This window comes from Mycobacterium sp. Soil_C_30, assembly GCF_057656995.1.
The window spans coordinates 1-19,638 of record NZ_JBDGJH010000035.1 but is presented as its reverse complement, the minus strand read 5'-3'; the positions used below and the strand labels follow the sequence as shown (position 1 = coordinate 19,638).

Annotated in this window: 14 protein-coding genes; 6 read left to right on the top strand and 8 right to left on the bottom strand. The window is 67.7% G+C overall.

Translation table 11 applies throughout. The annotated features are described in order from the left end of the window. The first annotated feature begins 121 nt into the window (after window positions 1-121). From AC3A6P_RS34710 to AC3A6P_RS34685, 6 genes are all read left to right on the top strand, one after another. Complete coding sequence (locus tag AC3A6P_RS34710) at window positions 122-2,578, top strand: phosphoketolase family protein (RefSeq protein WP_487696990.1); 2,457 nt, start codon at window positions 122-124, stop codon at window positions 2,576-2,578. 38 nt (window positions 2,579-2,616) lie between these two features. After that, window positions 2,617-4,965: a CoA transferase gene (locus tag AC3A6P_RS34705; RefSeq protein WP_487696988.1), complete on the top strand. Its 2,349-nt coding sequence runs from the start codon at window positions 2,617-2,619 to the stop codon at window positions 4,963-4,965. After that, on the top strand, window positions 4,962-6,383 hold the full coding sequence (locus AC3A6P_RS34700; protein ID WP_487696987.1) for an aldehyde dehydrogenase: 1,422 nt from the start codon (window positions 4,962-4,964) through the stop codon (window positions 6,381-6,383). The genes AC3A6P_RS34705 and AC3A6P_RS34700 overlap by 4 nt, the downstream gene beginning before the upstream one ends. Window positions 6,384-6,413: 30 nt before the next feature. Beyond that, on the top strand, window positions 6,414-7,877 hold the full coding sequence (locus tag AC3A6P_RS34695) for an acetyl-CoA acetyltransferase (protein WP_487696986.1): 1,464 nt from the start codon (window positions 6,414-6,416) through the stop codon (window positions 7,875-7,877). 29 nt (window positions 7,878-7,906) lie between these two features. After that, window positions 7,907-8,329, top strand: coding sequence for a nitroreductase family deazaflavin-dependent oxidoreductase (locus AC3A6P_RS34690; protein ID WP_487696984.1), 423 nt, complete (start codon window positions 7,907-7,909; stop codon window positions 8,327-8,329). 64 nt (window positions 8,330-8,393) lie between these two features. After that, window positions 8,394-9,692 (top strand): dicarboxylate/amino acid:cation symporter, encoded by a 1,299-nt coding sequence (locus AC3A6P_RS34685; RefSeq protein WP_487696983.1) that lies wholly within the window; start codon window positions 8,394-8,396, stop codon window positions 9,690-9,692. A 24-nt stretch (window positions 9,693-9,716) separates the two neighbouring features. Here the strand turns inward: AC3A6P_RS34685 and AC3A6P_RS34680 are convergent, their stop codons facing one another. The 8 genes from AC3A6P_RS34680 to AC3A6P_RS34645 all read right to left on the bottom strand — a co-directional run bounded on the left by AC3A6P_RS34680 (window position 9,717) and on the right by AC3A6P_RS34645 (window position 19,549). Beyond that, entirely contained in the window at window positions 9,717-11,636 is a 1,920-nt protein-coding gene (locus AC3A6P_RS34680; RefSeq protein WP_487696981.1) for an HNH endonuclease signature motif containing protein, read from the bottom strand. Window positions 11,637-11,749: 113 nt separating this feature from the next. Continuing rightward, on the bottom strand, window positions 11,750-14,878 hold the full coding sequence (locus tag AC3A6P_RS34675; protein ID WP_487696980.1) for a helicase HerA domain-containing protein: 3,129 nt from the start codon (window positions 14,876-14,878) through the stop codon (window positions 11,750-11,752). Then, the gene (locus tag AC3A6P_RS34670) at window positions 14,878-15,534 is read right to left on the bottom strand and encodes a hypothetical protein (RefSeq protein WP_487696978.1); all 657 of its coding nucleotides are present in this window, start codon (window positions 15,532-15,534) and stop codon (window positions 14,878-14,880) included. Before AC3A6P_RS34670 ends, AC3A6P_RS34675 begins: the two co-directional genes overlap by 1 nt. Next, entirely contained in the window at window positions 15,515-16,549 is a 1,035-nt protein-coding gene (locus AC3A6P_RS34665) for an endonuclease domain-containing protein (RefSeq protein WP_487696976.1), read from the bottom strand. The genes AC3A6P_RS34670 and AC3A6P_RS34665 overlap by 20 nt, the downstream gene beginning before the upstream one ends. Window positions 16,550-16,593: 44 nt before the next feature. After that, on the bottom strand, window positions 16,594-17,808 hold the full coding sequence (locus AC3A6P_RS34660) for an NAD(P)/FAD-dependent oxidoreductase (RefSeq protein ID WP_487696974.1): 1,215 nt from the start codon (window positions 17,806-17,808) through the stop codon (window positions 16,594-16,596). Between the two features lie 38 nt (window positions 17,809-17,846). Then, window positions 17,847-18,572, bottom strand: a complete 726-nt coding sequence (locus AC3A6P_RS34655) for a DUF72 domain-containing protein (protein ID WP_487696973.1) — start codon at window positions 18,570-18,572, stop codon at window positions 17,847-17,849. After that, on the bottom strand, window positions 18,569-19,180 hold the full coding sequence (locus AC3A6P_RS34650; RefSeq protein WP_487696971.1) for an HhH-GDP family DNA glycosylase: 612 nt from the start codon (window positions 19,178-19,180) through the stop codon (window positions 18,569-18,571). Before AC3A6P_RS34650 ends, AC3A6P_RS34655 begins: the two co-directional genes overlap by 4 nt. A 36-nt stretch (window positions 19,181-19,216) precedes the next feature. Beyond that, entirely contained in the window at window positions 19,217-19,549 is a 333-nt protein-coding gene (locus tag AC3A6P_RS34645) for a TfoX/Sxy family protein (RefSeq protein ID WP_487696969.1), read from the bottom strand. Between the last annotated feature and the right edge of the window lie 89 nt (window positions 19,550-19,638).

Sequence of the window (19,638 nt, the reverse complement as noted above, 5' to 3'; positions counted from 1 at the left end):
AACCCGCGCAGTCTACCTGCGCCGGCTGTTCGTCTCCTGAGATGAACAGCTGGTGCACACCTGCGCGCGGTACCGGGTACGCGCAAGGATGGAAGCCGAAAATGTCGGGAGGAGAATTCGCATGACCGCATGGCGTTCTGCCGAGGTACAACCGATCAACGACCAGACGCTTTCCCAACTGGACGGGTGGTGGCGCGCGGCCAACTACCTGTCGGTGGGGCAGATCTACCTGCTGGACAACCCGCTGTTGCGCACGCCTCTGGTGCGCGACGACGTCAAGCCCCGACTGCTGGGGCACTGGGGCACCACCCCGGGACTCAATTTTCTCTATGCCCATCTGAACCGCGTCATCAAGGAGCGAGACCAGTCGACCCTGTATGTCACCGGTCCCGGGCACGGCGGCCCGGGCCTGGTGGCCAACGCTTATCTGGACGGCACCTATTCGGAGGTGTACTCCGACATCACCCCCGACACCGAAGGGTTGCGCCGGCTGTTTCGCCAGTTCTCGTTCCCCGGCGGTATCCCGTCGCATGTCGCACCCGAGACGCCGGGCTCCATCCACGAGGGCGGTGAGCTGGGTTATGCGCTGTCGCACGCCTACGGCGCCGCGTTCGACAACCCGGACCTGCTGGTGGCCGCGGTCATCGGCGACGGCGAAGCCGAGACCGGTGCGCTGGCAACCAGCTGGCATTCCAACAAGTTCGTCAACCCCACCCACGACGGGGTGGTGCTGCCGATTCTGCATCTCAACGGCTACAAGATCGCCAATCCGACTGTGCTGGCGCGGATTCCGGAAGACGAGCTGCGCGCCCTGCTGGTGGGGTACGGCCACGATCCGCATTTCTTCGAGGTGGCAGACGATGCCACCGACCATGCCGATGCGCACCGGCGTTTCGCCGAGCTGCTCGACACCGTGCTCAACGACATCGCTCAGATCAAGGCCGCCGCGTCCGAGGGCAGCGAGGAGCGGTCGCGGTGGCCGATGATCGTCTTCCGCACCCCGAAGGGATGGACGGGCCCGGATTACATCGACGGCAAGAAGACCACCGGTTCGTGGCGGGCGCACCAGGTGCCGCTGTCCAGTGCCCGCGACACCCCGGAGCACCTCCAGGTTCTCGCCGACTGGTTGGGTTCCTACCGGGCCGAGGAACTGTTCGACGCCGACGGCCGGCTCGAGCCTTCGATCGCGGCGCTGGCCCCTGCCGGGCCGCTGCGGATGAGCGACAACCCCCACGCCAACGGCGGTGTGCTGCTGAAGGATCTGCGCCTGCCCGACTTCCGCAAGTACGGCGTCGACGTGCCGGTGCCCGGTGCGACGGTCGCCGAGGCCACCAAGGTGCTCGGGCAGTGGCTCACCGACGTGGTGCGGCTGAACCCGGAGAACTTCCGCATCTTCGGGCCGGACGAGACGGCGTCGAACCGGCTGCAGGCGGTGTACGACGCCACCGACAAGCAGTGGAATGCAGGGTTTTTCGGGCCCGAGGTCGACGAGCACCTGGCCCGGGCGGGGCGGGTGATGGAGATGCTGTCCGAACACCAGTGCCAGGGGTGGCTGGAGGGCTATCTGCTGACCGGGCGGCACGGGCTGTTCAATTGTTACGAGGCGTTCATCCACATCATCGATTCGATGATGAACCAGCACGCCAAGTGGCTGAAGGTCACCAATCACATTCCGTGGCGCCGGCCCATCGCGAGCCTGAATTACCTTCTGTCCAGCCATGTCTGGCGCCAGGATCACAACGGTTTCAGCCACCAGGACCCCGGGTTCATCGATCACGTGGTGAACAAGAAGGCCGCGGTGGTGCGGGTCTATCTGCCGCCGGACGCCAACACGCTGCTGTCCACCTACGACCACTGCCTGCGGTCGCGCCAGTACGTCAACGTGGTGGTGGCCGGCAAACAGCCGCACCCGAACTTCCTCACCATGGAACAGGCCATCGCGCATTGCACCCGCGGTCTCGGCATCTGGGAGTGGGCCGGTACCGAGGAGCTGGGCACCGATCCCGATGTGGTGATCGCGACCGCGGGTGACGTGCCCACCCTGGAGGGGTTGGCGGCGGTGGATCTGCTCAAGCAGCATCTGCCGGAGCTGAAGATCCGGTTCGTCAATGTCGTGGATCTGATGCGACTACAGGATGACACCGAGCACCCGCACGGTTTGTCGAGCCGCCAGTTCGACGCGATCTTCACCGCGGACAAGCCGGTGATCTTCGCCTACCACGGCTATCCGTGGTTGATCCATCGCTTGACCTATCGCCGTACCGGCCACAGCAACCTGCATGTGCGCGGCTACAAGGAGGAGGGCACCACCACCACGCCGTTCGACATGGTGATGCTCAACGACCTCGACCGCTACCACCTGGTCATCGATGTCATCGACCGTGTGCCGTTCCTGGGGTCCACGTGCGCGACGCTGCGCCAGGACATGGTCGACAAGCGCATCGCCGCCCGTGAATACACCCGCGAGCACGGTGACGACATCCCCGAGGTGCGCGACTGGTTGTGGCCGCAGGCGCGCGACGCCGAACTCGGGGCGGCGCCGGGAGCCGGGTCCGACACCGGGGGCGACAACGACTAGTTGTTGGGCCCGGCGTCGCTTTGGGACATACTGTGACGATGCCCACTGTCGACAGGTGTCAACTTCTTGCTTCGGTGCGAGTGCTCGACCTGGCAACCGGCGGCGCGGACATCGTGACGCGACTGCTGGCCGACCTCGGTGCCGACGTGCTGAAGGTGGAACCGCCCGGCGGGTCGCCCGGCCGGGGGGCTCTGCCGCGGCTGGGTGACACCAGCATCGCGTTCGCGCTGCACAACGCCAACAAACGCAGCGTCATCCTGGATCCCGGCAGCGACGACGATCGTCGTCGGCTCCTGGAACTGGTGGCCGGCGCCGACATCCTCGTCGACTCCGGCAACGCCGCGGCCTACGGGACCGGTGGCGCGGACCTGGCAGCGCAGTTCCCGCAGTTGGTCGCGATGACGGTGACCGACTTCGGAACCGAGGGGCCCCGGGCGTCGTGGCGCGCCACCGACGCTGTGCTGTATGCACTGTCGTCGGCGCTGTCGCGGTCCGGCCCCGCTACGGGAACCCCGGTCTTGCCGCCCGACGGTATCGCGACGGCGACGGCGGCTGTTCAGGCCGCCTGGGCGGTCCTGGTCGCCCACTATCACCGGTTGCGGTGTGGGAAAGGCGATTTCATCGACTTCTCTCGGCTCGACGCCGTGGTCACCGCCCTCGATCCGCCGTTCGGCTCGCACGGTCAGGCGGCGGCCGGGATGCGCCGCGGCGAGCGGTGGCGGGGCCGCCCGCGAAACCAGGACGCCTACCCGATCATCGCGTGCAAAGACGGTTATGTCCGGTTGGTGGTGATGGCACCCCGGCAGTGGCGGGGGCTGCGCGCCTGGATGGGCGAGCCCGCGGCCTACCAAGACCCCAAGTACGACGTCATCGCCGAACGTTTTGCGGTGTGGGACCAGATCGGCGCCCTGCTGGCCCATCAGTTCGCCGGCCAGACCATGGCCGAGTTGGTGGCCGCCGGACAGTCCTTCGGGGTCCCCATCGCCGAGGTGCTCGACCCTGCCGATGCGCTGAGCTCCGTTCATTTCAGGGAGGTGGGCGCCTCGACGGTGGCCGAGTTGGCACCGGGGGTCTCGGCCACGGTGCCGGTCGGTTATTACACCGTCGGGGGTGTCCACGCGGGGTTCCGGACGGCGGCGCCGGTCGCCGGAGCCGACGAGGCCGGGTGGGAGGCGCCGCGCACCGAGCCCGACGCCGCGCCCCGTTCCGGTGGACTGCCGTTCGAAGGGCTGCGCATCGTCGATCTCGGCATCATCGTCGCAGGCGGCGAACTGAGCCGACTGTTCGCCGACCTCGGCGCCGAGGTGATCAAGGTGGAAAGCGCCGCCTATCCCGACGGTCTGCGCCAGGCCAGGCCCGGTGACCGGATGAGCGAGTCGTTCGCGTGGACACACCGCAACAAGCTCGGCCTGGGGTTGGAGTTGCGCAGTGCGGCCGGTGCCGACGTCTTCACCCGGCTGGTCGCCGGCGCCGACGCGGTTTTTGCCAACTTCAAACCAGGAACCCTGACCGCCCTTGGCTTTTCCTACGACAAGCTGCAGCAGATCAAGCCCGATATCGTGCTGGCCGAGAGCAGTGCCTACGGCGACACCGGGCCGTGGAGTGTCCGCATGGGATACGGGCCGCTGGTGCGCGCCGGCACCGGCGTCACCCGTCTGTGGACCGCCCCGCCCGACGACGGGGACGACGACGGTTCCGGCAGGCATCGATTCTTCGACGCCACCACCGTGTTCCCGGATCACGTCGTCGGCCGTATCTCGGCCATCGGTGCGCTGGCCGCGTTGATCCACCGTGACCGCACCGGTGCCGGCGCCCGGATCCACGTGTCGCAGGCCGAAGCGTGTGTCGGCCAACTGGATACCGTGTTCGTCGCCGAGGCGGCCACGGCGGCCGGCGTCGACGGGCTGCAACCCGACACCGCCGTCCACGGTGTCCACCCGTGCGCGGGCGAGGACGAATGGTGCGTGGTCTCGCTGCGCAGCGACGACGATCGCCGGGCCGTCGCCGCGGTGATCGGCGACGCTGAACTCGCCGACTGGACCGCCCAGCGGTCGCCGCGGGAAGCGGCCGAGGCCTTGCAGGCAGTGGGGGTGGCCGCTGCGCCGATGCTGCGCCGACTGGATCTGCTCGAGGATCCACAACTGCTCGCGCGCAACGTCTTTGCGCCCATGCGCCATCCGCTGTTCGAGCTGTCGCTGCCCAGTGAGACCGGGCCTGCCCCGTACCGCGGCATTCCGCAGGTGCCGACGCGGCCGGCTCCGTTACCCGGCCAGGACACCCTCGAGATCTGCCAGAAGATACTCGGCTTCGACGATCACGCCGTACAGCGGTTGATCGACGACGGCGTGTTGTTCAGTACCGACCCACCCGAGGAGGAAACCCGATGACGGCGCAGGTGTACATCGACGGCTCATTCCGCGCGACCGGCACACAACCGGTTCTCGAAGCCGCCACCGGCGAGCACCTGGGCGACGGGGCCAGCGCGAGCACCGCCGATATCGACGCCGCGGTCGCGGCTGCCCGGCGCGCCCTGCCGGCCTGGCAGGCGACCCCGGCCAAGGAACGCGCGGAGCTGCTGAAGGCCTTCGGCGCGGCGTTGATGGCCCGGGGAGCGGCCACCACCGAGCTGGTGAGCCGCGAGAACGGGATGCCCATCCGGCTGTCCCGCGGCGCCAACGGGATGTTCCCGGCGGTGCTGCTCGACTATTACGCGGCGATGATCGTGGAGACGCCCGACGAGGAGATCCGCCCCAGCGCGATCGGGAACACCATCGTCCGGCGCGAACCCGTCGGCGTCGTCGGCGCCATCACTCCGTGGAACTACCCGCAGGCGCTGGCCGCCATGAAGATCGCGCCCGGGCTGGCCGCGGGCTGCACCATGGTGCTCAAGGCTTCGCCCGAGACTGCCTTGGATGCGCTGGTTTTCGCAGAGGCCGCCGATGAGGCGGGCCTCCCGGCCGGCATTCTGAACATCGTGCCCGGCGACGCGACCGCGGGTGCGCACCTGGTCAGCCATCCCGGTGTGGACAAGGTGGCGTTCACCGGTTCGACGGCGGCCGGGCGGGCCATCGGCGAGATCTGCGGCCGGCTGATGCGGCCGGTGACGCTGGAGCTGGGCGGCAAATCGGCGGCCATCATCCTCGACGACGCCGATCTGGACGCCACCATCAAGGGGTTGCGTACGGCGTCGTTCGTGAACAACGGCCAGACGTGCCACCTGAGTTCACGCATCCTGGCGCCGCGGTCCCGCTACGACGAGGTGGTGGAGGCCATGGCCGCCCTGGCGCAGGGCCTGACGGTGGGCGACCCGCTGGACAAGGCCACCGACATCGGGCCGCTGGTGAGCCAACGGCAACAACAGCGGGTGCTCGACTACATCGCGGTGGGTCAGGGCAGCGGAGCGAAACTCGTTGCGGGCGGCTCGGTTCCGAAGGATCAACCGCGGGGCTGGTTCGTGGAGCCGACGGTGTTCGCCGGGGTGGACAACTCCGATCGGCTGGCCCAGGAGGAGGTGTTCGGGCCCGTGCTGGCGGTGATCCCTTACGACGGTGACGCCGACGCAGTGGCACTGGCCAACGACAGTGAGTACGGATTGGCGGGCACGGTGTGGTCCACCGACCTCGAGCGGGCCACCGAGGTGGCGCGCGGTGTGCGTACCGGGACCATCGGGGTCAACGACTACCAGCTCGACATCGCCGCTCCTTTCGGCGGTGTGAAAGCCAGCGGGTTGGGCAAGGAGCTCGGGCCGGAGGGGTTGGCGGCATATCAGGTCGTGAAATCGATTTACCGCCGCGTGCCTGCTTGACACCTGTCAAGGGATGGTAGGTTGCCTGCCATGTCACTGGATCCCAAGACTCCTGTGCTGGTCGGGTATGGCCAGGTCAATCAGCATGACGGGGCAGCCGAGGTGCTCGATCCCGTCGGCTTGATGGCCGCCGCCGCACGGCAGGCCGTCGATGAGCGTGTGCTGGCCGCCGTCGACGCCATCCGGGTGGTCAACCTGCTGTCGTGGCGCTACCGCGACCCGGGCCTGCTGCTCGGCGAGCTGATCGGTGCCGACAGACCCGCGACGGTGTACACCGGCATCGGCGGCAATGTGCCGCAGTCACTGGTGAACCAGGCCTGCCTGGACATCCTCGCCGGCCGCAACGATGTGGTGCTGCTGGCCGGGGCCGAGACCTGGCGGAGCCGCAAACGGTTCAAGGCCAACGGCGTCCGCCCGGACTGGCCCGTACAGGACGAGTCGGTACCGGTGCCGCCTGGCGGCGAAGACCCGATGGAGATGGCGGGGGAGTCGCAGCAGCGCATCGGACTGGGGCTGCCGTCGGATGTCTACCCGATGTTCGAGGAAGCCGTGCGCGTCGCAGGCGGTGAGACCTCGGATGCACACCGCCGCCGGATCGGCGAGCTGTGGGCCCGGTTCAACGTTGTGGCGCAGACGAATCCGCACGCCTGGAGCAACGCCGCCTACACTGCCGACGACATCTGGCAGCCCGGCCCGGACAACCGGATGATCAGCTGGCCCTACACCAAGCTGATGAACTCCAACAACATGGTCGACCAGGGCGCGGTACTGGTGCTGACCTCGGTGGAACGCGCCACAGCGCTCCAGATCCCGCGCGAGCGTTGGGTTTTCCCGTGGGCGGGCACCGACTCCCATGACACCTACTCGATCACCGAGCGCTACGAGTACCACCGCTCGCCGGCCATCCGCATCGGGGCGCGCCGCGCTCTGGAACTGGCTCGGACGACGCTGGACGACATCGCCTACGTGGACGTGTATTCGTGCTTCCCGTCGGCGGTCCAGGTCGCCGCGTCCGAGATCGGCCTCGGCCTCGACGATGCCTCCCGGCCGTTGACGGTCACTGGCGGGCTGACCTTCGCCGGCGGACCGTGGAACAACTACGTCATGCACTCGATCGCCACCATGGCCGAGAAGCTGGTCGCCGACCCGGGCAAGCGCGGACTGATCACCGCCAACGGCGGGTACCTCACCAAGCACAGCTTCGGGGTGTACAGCACCGAGCCGCCGGCAGGCGAATTCAGTTGGGAGGACGTGCAATCGACCGTCGACCGGGAACCGACGCGGGAGGCGTTGGTGTCCTGGGAGGGTATCGGGACGGTGGAGACGTGGACCGCCCCCTTCGGGCGAGACGGCGAACCCGAGAAGCTGTTCCTCGCGGTGCGTACCCCCGACGACGCCCGCACCATGGCCGTGGTCCCGGAACCCGAGTCCATCGAGGACATCGCGGGTGTCAAGGTGACGGTTCGCGCGGACGGAACTGCCACGCTGGAATAAGCGGAGTTCCGGCGGTGCTGGACGTGGTCATGGACAAAGCTGACTTCGACGCGATGAACAACCCGGTGATCGAGGAGTTCCGGGCCACGGGTGGCTCCGCGGGCGGGATCTTCGAGGGCAAACCCTTGGTGCTGGTGCACCACTTCGGCGCCAAGTCCGGCACCGAGCGCATCGCTCCACTGGTGGCACTGCTGGAGGACGACCGCGTCTACGTCTTCGCCAGCAAAGGCGGCGCCGACACCCACCCGGACTGGTACCGCAATCTGGTGGCCCATCCCGAGATCACCGTCGAGTTGGGTACCGAGACCTATGCGGCGACCGCGCGCGTCCTCGAAGGCGCCGAACGCGACGACGTGTACGCGCGGCAGGTCGCCGTGGAACCGCAGTTCGGCGAGTACCAGCGCAAGACCGAGCGCGTCATCCCCGTGATCGAACTCGTCAGGGCCGGCTGACGGGGTAACCCGCGCGAAATCCCGTCGGCACGTCGCCGTAGCGCCGTCGGCTTAGCGTCGGTGGATGAAGACTCTGCGACACCCGGCCCTGCAGATCGGCATCGCGGCCATCGCGGGAATCCTCTTCGGCCTGATCGTGGGCGAGTGGGCGGCCAATCTCAAGTTCGTCGGCGACATGTTCATCCGCCTCATCCAGATGGCCATCGTGCCCCTGGTGATGGCGTCGGTGATCGTGGCGACAGGCTCGATGACGGGCACCGGAACCGGCCGCACCGCGTTGCGGACCTTCAAGTGGATGATCGGATTCTCGGTGGTCGCGGCACTGTTGGCCTGGGCGCTCAGCATGCTGATCCAGCCTGGCGCCGGCATGGTGTTCACCGAGGAACTCGACCCCGGTCTCGAAGAATCGGCGGGTGAGGCCCTGGGCTGGCAGGAGACGCTGCTGAACTTCGTCTCCACCAACATCTTCGACGCGATGTCCACCGCGACGATGGTGCCGATCATCGTCTTCTCGCTGCTGTTCGGACTCGCGCTGCGCACCCAGATCACCAAGACCGGCGACACCCGGGTGCTCAGCTTCATCGACCAGATCCAGCAGATCGTGCTCACCATGATCCGGCTGGTCATGTACGTCGCCCCCGTCGGGGTGTTCTGTCTGCTGGCCGCACTGGCCGGTGACGTCGGGTTCTCGGTGGTCACCACCGCGCTGAAGTACCTGGGCACGACCTTGCTGGGCGTCCTGATCCTGTTCGCGCTGTTTGTCGTGGTGGTCGCGATGCGCACTCGGCTGAGCCCATGGAAACTGCCCGCCAAGCTCGCCGAGCAGACCGCGATCGCCGTCACCACCACCAGCTCGGCCGTCACGTTTCCGACGGTGCTGCGCAACACCGTCGAGAAGGTGGGGGTCAGCCAGAAGGTCGCCAACTTCACGCTGTCGGTGGGGCTGACCATGGGTTCCTACGGCGCGGTGCTCAACTACATGATCGTGGTCATGTTCCTGGCCCAGGCCGGTGGCATCGAGCTGACCTTGGGCCAGATCGTCCTCGGCATGGGTCTGGCGATCCTGCTGAACATGGGCACCATCACGGTGCCGGGTGGTTTCCCGGTGGTCGCGATGTTCCTGGCCACCTCACTGGATCTGCCGTTCGAAGCGGTCGGTCTGTTGATCGCCGTGGACTGGTTCGCCGGTATCTTCCGCACGTTCCTCAACGTCAACGGCGATACGTTCGTCGCGATGCTGGTCGCCAACGCCGACGACGAACTCGACCGCGACGTCTACAACGGTCGGAAAACCGTTGTGGCCGAGGAATTCAACGCCGCCGAGTACACCGACGCCATGGCCAGGGCGGACGCGGCGGACTAGTTCGGAGTGCCGACGTCCGGTAATTCAGAAGGGCGGCGGGTCGTTGGGGTCGGCGGTTTCGGTGTGTTCCCCGAAGAACAGCCGATATCCCCAATTATCCTTGGGCGCGGCGGCGCCTGAGGTGGGAGCGCCCCCGTTGGCGCGGTAGGCAGCGTTGAGTGCGCGCTCTGCGGCGATGCGGTAGGCGCGGTCTTTGGCTTTACTGCGTTGTCGTTTCGGCATCTTCACCGACTTGTCGGCGGCCGCCTTCTTTCTTGGACTGCCTCGCTGCACGGGTGCGGAGGTGGTGTTCGCGCGCGGGAACAGGATCCGACTCAGCGGGATGCTGGTGTAGGTGTGACCGGTGGGTGTGGTAATAAGTACTGTGCCATCAGGGTTTTGGACTTCGGACCAGCCGTCGCGGAACGTCTTCATCAGGTGATGGTGCCGGCAGTAGCCCTTCTCGTTGGAGGGGTGGGTGGGCCCGCCATCATCCCAGGGGATGGTGTGGTCGAGGTCGGCGTCGTGGATGGGGCGGTCGCAGCCCGGAACTCGGCAGGTCAGGTCGCGGGCTTGGACGAAGTCGCGGTCGCTGTCGCGGAGGCGGTAGCTCTGGGTCGGCTCGACCGACGGGGCTTTGATGGGCCGAACGTCGGCGCCGGCGGCGATCAGCGCGGCGATGAGCGCATTGGGCACCACGCCGTAGCCAGGGATGAACCCCGGCGCCCGGCCGGTCGTGGGAACTGTTGCCGCAGCGGTTGTCTCGTCGGCCGCACCGGCCTCGGGCTCGGGCTCGTCGCCCGCCGAGGGTTCAGGTTCTGCGGCGGCCGGAGCCGCGCAGTGCCGCGACGCCGACGAGTCCGGCTGCTGGCCGGAGTCGGGCTGCACCGATTCCTTGCGCGGTGTCGCAGGCTCAGCCTCGGCGCGCTGCTGGGTATCAATGTCGTTCTGTGCGTCCGCGATCGGCTCGGTGGACAAATCAGCGACCTCGGACTCCGCGACGGGCTCGGGTCCAGCCGTCGCTCCCACCTCGGACTCGACCTTGCTGCGCTTGGCGGGGTACTTGATGGTGACGTTATCGGGGCCGGTGGGGAACACACCGTCACCGTGGAGCAACGGATCGGGCTGCGCCTCGGCGAGGTCGGCGTCGCCGTAGATGTGCACCACGAAGTGCGACGCCACCCCGTCATCGGCGGCCGCGCTGCAGGTGTCGGACCCGCACAGGCATTTCAGGTGGCGGGCACCGGCGTGCAGGGCTTCGGCGGCATCGGCCATCCGCTGATCCAACGTCCGAGGATCCTCGGCACACACGGCCTTGGCCATGCTGCGTAGTGTCCCCATCAGCAGGGCCCCACCCGGTTTGGTCAACCGCATCCTGATGGTCATGACCCCGGCCTTGTCATCGGTGTGCTCCACCGACACCCCACGCCCCCGCACAGTGTTACGCACCCGCCGCACCGCATCAGGGTCGAGCCGTTCCACCCACACATCCACGGCAGCCTTCAACTTGTAGTACGACAGGCCGCTCCACCCGCACAGGGCGGCGGCTTCGGCGCAGGCGTCATCGAGTTGGGCCAGAACATCCGCATCGACCACCAGCAGGGTGCGCTCCACGACGGTGGTCATCACCTTCGCTGAGATCTCCCCGCGCAGGAACATCGCGGCGAGCTTGGGGAACCGTTCCCGCATCGCCGCTCCGACACGCAGATCTCCATACGCCCGGCCCGTCGAGACGCCGAACGCGATGCCGATCTGGGCGACCACGTCGTCTTCGGCGTCGATGGCGCACAAACTGTCGTCGTCTTCGTCGGCCAGGAACACCGTGGCCCATTCGGCCATCGCCGCCATCCGCTGGGCTGCCGAGGCGGCTTCCACCCGAGCCCAGCCCACCGCGGCATCGACGAGCGGGGCGGCATCACTGCCACCTCGCAACTCGTCGATCAGCATGGGTAACTCGGGGAACATGACACGACCATACCGAGAGGCACTGACAAAAAACCGCGTCAAATGCCAAGCGACGGAATCGTTTTACCCCGCAAGTAGTTGTCGCACGGTTGTCGCACCCAGGCGGGCAGAAGTCAACCGCCCTGAGCCAGCTTCAGCACTTCCTCCGTCGCCGGCGGGCTCTGCGGGTGGAACGACAGGCACCACGGCGCACGGATGCGGTGGAACGCCTGGCCTTCTCCCGCCAGGTAGAAGTTGCCCGCCCGCAGCCGGCTGATGTCGGGAACCAGACCACCTTTGACCCGGGCCAACTCATTGGCGTAGGTGATCTGGGTCGCCGAGTTCAGCAGGCCGTACACCTGGGTGGCGGCGTTGCCGGGGATGTAGTTGTGCAGCCCCTTCGGGGACTGGGTGGCATACACCAGGCCCAGCCCGTACTTACGTGCCTGCGACGACAACGCCAGCGTGCTGCGCAGGCTGATGGTCGAACGGCCCGAGGGGGCGAAGTTCTGCGCCTCGTCCATCACCAGCAACCCGCCCAGCGGCCGGTCGCCGGCCGGGTTGCGCTTGATCCACGCGAACAGTGCCATCTGCAACTGGTTGACGAAACCCTCACGCTGTTGTTCGGAGGTCAAGCCGATCATGCTGATCACCGACACCCGGGCGCGGTACCCGTCCGACGGGGTGAGCAAAACCCCGGGATCGGCGGCTTCCCCCTGGCCGCCGAACATCGGGTCGTTGATCATTGCCGCCTGCAGGTTCTGTCCGATGTCGGCGGCGAGTTCACGCGCTCTGGCCATGGTGCTGGCCTCGTCGGGAAGATCGGAGAGCAGGTCGATGAACCCGGGCAGGGTGGTGGGTCCCTGCGAGCCGTAGTGGATCAGCGCCTCGCGCAGCACCGCCCGAAGCCGGCCCGCCTTCGACGAGTTGCCCAGGATCAACGCCCGCGGTTCCAGCGCGGCGACGGCGGAATCCACCGCTTGGGTGAACTCGTCACGGTCGTCACGCACGCTGGCGAAGTCCGGAAGCGGCTGAAACGTCAACGGCCGCCCCGCCTCTCGGTTAGGGGTCCACACCACCACCTCGGTGTTCTGCAGGTAATCGGCGGCGCGGGCATCGTCGGCGGGATCCCAGCCCGGCGGCTGTTGCGGCCAGGGGCTGCCCAGCCGGGACAGGTCGTTGTTGGGGTCCAGCACGATGGCCGACACGCCGCGCAGTGCGCACTCTTCGACGATGCGCCGGAGCAACACCGTCTTGCCTGAGCCTGACCCTGCGAAAACCGCGGTGTGCTTGCGTAATCCGATGAGCTCGACATCCTGGCGTTCGCCGGTGACCACATCGACACCGAACGGTATCGCCGTCTCGTTGCGCGGCTGGTCCTGCGCTGCGGCCGGCTCCGCCGGGTGATCGGCGGGTTCGATCACCTCGGTGGCCTGTTCGCCGGCCGTGTCACCCAGGGCATCGCGCAGCAGCCCGATCCCGTGCGCCGGTTTGCGTGTGGTCAGCCAGGTCTGGAGGTGATGAGCGTCTTCGCGAATCAGGTCGCGTAGGGCGATCATGGTGCGCAGATCGTCGTCGGTCAGCGGCAGCGTCTGCCCGCCCGCGGCTTCGAATGCCTGGATCAGCTCGGCGGTCTTCTTCCCGCTCGGCCATGGGGTGTTGCGCAGCAGGAAGAGTCTGCGTCGGTCGGTGGTGGAGTTGAAGCCCGCTGCGTCGCTTGCACTTCGGATGCGGTTCAACGCCGCCACCGCATTGGATGCGGCGATCGCCCGGAATGCCCAGTGTTGCTCGTCATCGGTGTCGGCGTCCAGGCTCTGCCGCAACCGGGCATGCAACGTGACCTTGGTGCCCGGCGGGGGATCGACGCGGAAATCGGCGCCGGACTCACCCGCTTCCATGATCCACGACCGCAGCGCCGCATCCAGCAACTCCGGGATGGTGGTGTCCTCACCCTCGGGGTCGAAGGCCACTCCTGCGACGGCCTGGCGGCGGTAGGCCAGATAACGGGCGTCCAACGCCGACAACTCGTCGGTATCGGTGCCGACGGCCGGTGCGGGTTGCTCGGTGGGAGCCGGTTGCGCCGCAGAATCGGTTGTCAGAGAGGTCAATTCGATGACGGTATTGGTGGCCAGGCAGTGCCGCACATGGCTGTCGGCGCGTTTGAGCAGTTGCCGGGGGGTGTAGTCGGGTGCGTCGGCGAACGCCTCGGCAGTGATGGGCCAACTCGGGTACGGCGGAGTGAACCCGACGGTCGCGTAGGCCGCGGCGAACCGGCGTTCCAGGATGGCGCGGCCGAGCTCCGGCGTCGGCAGACCCTGCAGCGGTGAGGTCACCCGGAACCGATCGGCGACGGTCGAGGTGGCCCGCACCCGGATCGACTCCCACGCGGCGGGCAGGCAGGCCACCACCGCGACCGTGCGCCGCATGGTCTGGCGCACCGACATCAACCCGTGGGCGACGTGTTCGAGATCGCGGTTGTCGGTCTGCTCGGTGGACGATTCGGTGCGTTGCGGCGACTGGGCCAGCAGGGTGTCGATCTGGTCGACGGCCAGCACGATCGGCCCGGCCAGCGCTACCACGCGGGCGATATCGCGGACCGCCTCCTGGGCGGTAGCAGTCGGCGCGGGCAGTCCCCACTTGGACCGGCCGTCGGGTTCGTCGTTGGAGCTCAGGTACGCCTGGCCGATGTCCTGCTCGCCGAAATCGAGCGAACCCAGCAGCACCAGGGAGCGCAGGGTGTGGCGGCACTGTCGCACGGTCTCGCGGTGCACCTTGAACAACCCGGTGACAAAACGCTCGAGGATGTCGGGGTTCAGTTCGTCGTCACCGACGATGGCCCGCCGGTCGGCGCGGGAGACGTGCGCGATGGACGCCAGCTCCCACAGCACGTCCTTGAGCTGGGTTTCCAACCGCACGCCGGGCCGGCCGAGGCTCTCCAGGATGCCGGCCCGCGCCGACTGCCAGAAGCTGGTGGCATCCAGCAGTTCGACGATGAAGAAGTACCCGCCGGCCGACTGCACCCGCTCGCGAACCTGTCCCAGCATGTGGGTCTTGCCGGACCCGGCCTGACCCCGCAGCACCACACCGAGCGGGCTGCCGTCGGGCTGATGTACGGCGTCGGAGAACGCGTCGATGACCTCGCCCAACGGGCCCTCGTTGAGGCCGGTGACGTGCAGGCCGGCTTGGGGGCGCCACAGCTCGTCGGTGGTGGGTGCCCAGGTCAGCCGCAGTGAGGAAAGGGCGTCGCGTTGTCCGGTGTCCATCACGCCTCGATCGCGATCAGATGCTTGTGCTGGTCACCGATGACGACAGCGGCTTGCCAATCGTGCTCGTCGAGCACCTTCTGATTCTCTTCGGGAATCAGGTGTACGCCGGGTTTGCGATACATCCGTCTCAGTGTGTCATCGAGATCGTGGTGCGCCACATCTGGGAGCTCGGCGCGCAGGCGCGCCAGCGCCACCCAGTCGCCGGGCTGACCTGCCAGCCGGCCGTAGACGTCGTGCACCAGCTGTTCGTCGGAGGGCGTGGGCACCGTCGGCGTGTCGGGTTCGGGCCGCACCTCGACGACGGCAGCGGTGAACACCTCCGCCGGCGGCACGTCCGCTGACGTGAGATAGCGCTTCAGGCCCCGCAGCACCGTGTACAACGCCCGGGCCGCACCGGTGGCACCGCGGGGTGCGTCGGCGCCGATGATGTCCCGGCAGATGACCCAGCCGGCGTCGGTGAGCTCATGGACGTAGGAGCGGCCCACCAGAGCGCTCTCGATCAGGCCCTTCCGGTTCAACTCTTCCCGGCGGTCTTTCCGCAGTTCCGGTCCCAGCCGGGTCAGCTCGGGATTGGGCACCGGACGCGCCTCGGCCATCAACACCAACAGAACCGCCTGGTCGGTTCCGGTCAGCTCATCGAGCCCGATCTTCACGCGGGATCCCTTCGTCGCGTCGTCTGGCCACCAGCAGCCCCTCGATCATGGCAAGCACCCGTGACAGGTCGTCGGTGACCTCGTCGTTGGTGAACCGCAGGACGGCGTAGCCGCCGACGGTCAGCGCGTTGTCCCGACGGCGGTCGTCGGCGTACTTCAGCATCCCGCGGTGGTCGGGCCCATCGAGTTCCACCACCACCCGCTCGGTCGGCCACATCAGATCCACGCGGATCGGAGGGGTCAGCGGATGAGGTTGATACACATGGTTCCACGCGCGGCTGTGTGCCCACCGGTGCTGGGCCAGCGTGGCTTCGAAATGCAGCTCGATGGCGCTGCCGGGGTGTGGGCGTCCGCTCAGCGGCGGGAAGATCACCGCCGGTGTGGCGGGCCGGGTCAGCCGGTCCAGGCCGGCCGGTACGTCAAGGGTGACGACGGGGAAGCGTCCGGCGTCGACGAGGCCCGAAACGAGCATCCAGACTCCGAATCCGCGGCCGACCAGCCACTGCGCCGCGGCGCCCCTGGCGTGTCGTGTGCCGGCGTCCACCGGGTCCGCCGTCCACCACGCCAGCACCGTATCGCCGCGGCAATAGGCGGTGTGCAGAATGGCGGCCAGGCCGCGGGCCCGAGTCTCGGGATCGTGGCGCGCCGCCACCGGCTGCCCGAGTAGCGCCGCCTCTGCTACGTCGGCCAGGTAGGGGCCGAAATGGGAAGTGGTCGCGGCAGTTTCGTGGGCGAGACGGCGGATGGTGCGGCGGGCGAAGTCGCTGCGATCGACTATCCCATCGGCTGATGGCAGCCAGGCCCGGAGTTGGGCACGTGCCACCGCTTCGACCCGGTCCAGCACATCGTCGACCATTGCGGCAGCGTCGGCGTCCGTGCCCGGCGGCAATTGCAGCGTGATGATCACCGGCGCCGCGTCGGGCAGCGGATCACTGGCGATCACGAACTGTTCCACGGTGGGACCGTCCACGCAGACCACCCGGTCGGCCGGCAGGCCGGACAGCGACAACCGCACGCAGGCACCCTCCCACCGTGGACACCTGACAACGTACCGGCTGCCTAGACCAGTTCGCCGACCTTCACGCCGGGGTCGGCCAGTGCGTCGACGTCCACGGCACGCCGGGCCCGCACCACCGCTTTGATGTCGTCGAGGCCCTCCCAGACGTTGACGTTCATGCCGGCCAGCACGCGGTTGTCCGCGGCCAGCCAGAAGGCGGTGAATTCGCCGTCGTCGACATCCCCGCGGAACACCACCCGCTGGTAGCCGGGCGAATGTCCGACGTACTCCATCCCGAGGTCGTATTGATCGGTGAAGAAGTAGGGCAGCTCGTCATAACTGGCCTGCCGTCCCAGCATGCTCGCCGCGGCCACCGCCGGTTGCTTGAGCGCGTTGGCCCAGTGCTCGGTGCGGATCCGGGTGCCGAACACCAGGTTCTCGGCGGCCGCGATGTCCCCGACGGCATAGATGTCGGCGTCACTGGTCCGCATGGTCGCGTCGACGGCCACACCGCCGTCGGCCAGCGCCAGGCCGGCCCGTTCGGCCAGTTCCACGTTCGGAGCGGCTCCGACGGCGACCAGCACCGCGTCGGCGGAAATCTCGGTACCGTCGGCCAAAGTCAGGCCCGACGCGGCGATCGAGGCCACCTCGGTATTCAGCCGTAGGTCCACGCCGTGGGCGCGGTGCAGGTCGGCGAACACCTGCGCGGCCTCCGGTCCCAGTGCGTTCAGCAGCGGCAGGGCCGCCGACTCCACCACGGTGACCTCCACGCCCCGTTCGCGGGCGTTGGCCGCCACTTCCAGGCCGATCCAACCCGCGCCGACGACGGCCAGTGTGCTGCCGTCGCGCAACACCGCATCGAGGTTCTGTGCATCCTCGACGGTCCGCAGGTAGTGCACCCCGACGGAATCGGCACCGGGAATCGGCGGTGTGCGTGGCCGGGATCCGGTGGCCAGCAACAACTTGTCGTACCGCACCGTGTCGTCGTCGGGCAGTGTCACGGTGTGTGCGTCCGGGTCGATCGCGGTGACGGTGGTGCCCAGCCGCAGGTCGACATCGTGGTCGCGGTACCAGGCGGACGGGTCGACGGTGAAGTCGGTGAGGGTTTTCTTGCCCGCCAGGAAATCCTTGGACAACGGCGGGCGTTCGTAGGGCAGATGCTCCTCGGCGGCAAACAAGACGATGTGGCCGTCGAAGTCATTCTCGCGCAGCGCTTCTGCGGCTTTGGCGCCGGCGAGTCCGCCGCCGACGATGACAAATGTCTGTGATCGGGACATGGTGACTCCGTTCCGGGTCCGAGGGTACTCGGCGGAACTCAGCTGGTGAGCAGTTCGCGCAATCGCAAGGCATTTCGTACGGCGTGGCCGTAGCCGTCGTTGTTGAAGTAGACCAGCACATCCCTGCCCTGGTCCTGCCACTGCGTGATGCGATCGCGCCACCACCGCAGGTCGTCCTCGGAGTACGAGCCGGCGTACAGCTTCTCCGGGTCGGGTCCGTGCATCCGCACGTAGACGCGTGAGCTGGTGGCCCGCAGTACACACGGCAACCGCGCGCCGCTGGTCACCACATAGGCGGCGTCGTGGCGCTCCAGCAGGTCGTACACCGCGGGGTCGTCCCAGGACGGATGCCGGAACTCCACGGCGACGGGAATCCAGTCGGGCATCACGGTCAGGAAGTGATCGAGACGCTGATCATCGCGGTCCAGTTCGGGGTGGAGTTGAACCAGCAGCATCTCGCGCCGATCGCCCAGTGCCGTCCAACAGCGTTCGAAACGTTCGACCCATGGCTCGGGGGAGGCCAGCCGACGGAAGTGGGTGAGACCGCGGTGCGCCTTGACCGTCATGGTGAAGCCCTCGGGCAGACGTGCGCGCCACCCGGCGAAGGTGGCGTCCTTGGGCCAGCGGTAGAAGCTGGCATTGAGTTCAACGGTGTCGAAGACCTCGGTGTAGCGGGCCAGGCGACGCGCCGTGGGCAGCTTCGGGGGGTAGAGCACTCCATCCCAGTGGTCGTAGGACCAGCCGGACGTGCCGATGCGGATCAACTGGCCAGCGAGGTCCGCACCAGCGCGGCCGCCAGCTCCGCGGTGTTGCTTGGTGCCAGCCGGCCGAGTTCGGCGGCGTCCGAGGGCAATCCGAGGTCTCTGGCCGTCGCCCGGGCCCGTTCGTCGAAGTACGGGCGCACCCACGGCCACACGGCCTGGACTTCGCGTAGGAAGATGTCGGCGCCGGTGGCGCCGATGCCTTTGAACTCCTGCAGCAGCTTCGACGCCTTCTTCACATCCTGCCCGGCAGCGTCGGCCAGCGTGCGCAGATCATCGCCGTACTCGTCCTGCACCCGCTTCGCCATCTCCGTCAGCCGCGTGGCCGAGCTCTCGTCATAACGGGCGTAACCGGCCCGGCCGAACGCGTCGATCATGGTCCTGCGGTCGGCGTCGCGGACCGCCTCGGCGGTGCGCAGCCCGGCGCCGAACAGCTCGCGCGCGGCCTTGACCGCGATGTCGGCGTCGATCGGTTTGCTGGCCAGCATGCACAGCGCCAGCAGCTGGAACAGTGGCTTCGGAGTGTCTTTCAGGGTGATGCCCGCGTCCTCGGCATAGGTGGTGCCCGCGCGGTCCAGCAACTCCTTCGTGATCTCCTTCGGTGTGGTCATACGGTCGGCGTACCCCGTGCCCGATCCGGGAAACGGTTACTTGGCCGGCAGCGTCTTGGCGTAGTCGACGCCGCGGTTCACCCAACTCTGCAGCTGGCGTTTGGTCTGCACACCCTCAGCGGCCACCCGCAGCCAACCGCGAGTTTCCCGGCCACTCATCACCATCGGCGTCACATGGGCCCGAGTCAGCAGGGTTTCGGTGTCCTGCGGTGGTATTCGCACCATGAGCCCGCCTTTACTGCTGACGGCGACGGCCATGTTGCCGCCCAGCAGGAACGCCAGCCCGCCGAACATCGCCTTCTCCTGCACGCCGCGTTCCGGGCTGAGCAGCTCCCTGACGCGATCGGCCAGATGCTCGTCGTATGCCATCGCTCCACTTTCGGCCGAGCGAGCATTGCTCCTATGTCAAGCGGCGACTGCCTGGAGGGGTTTGTCGTGGGTGTGGTTGAGGTGTTTGT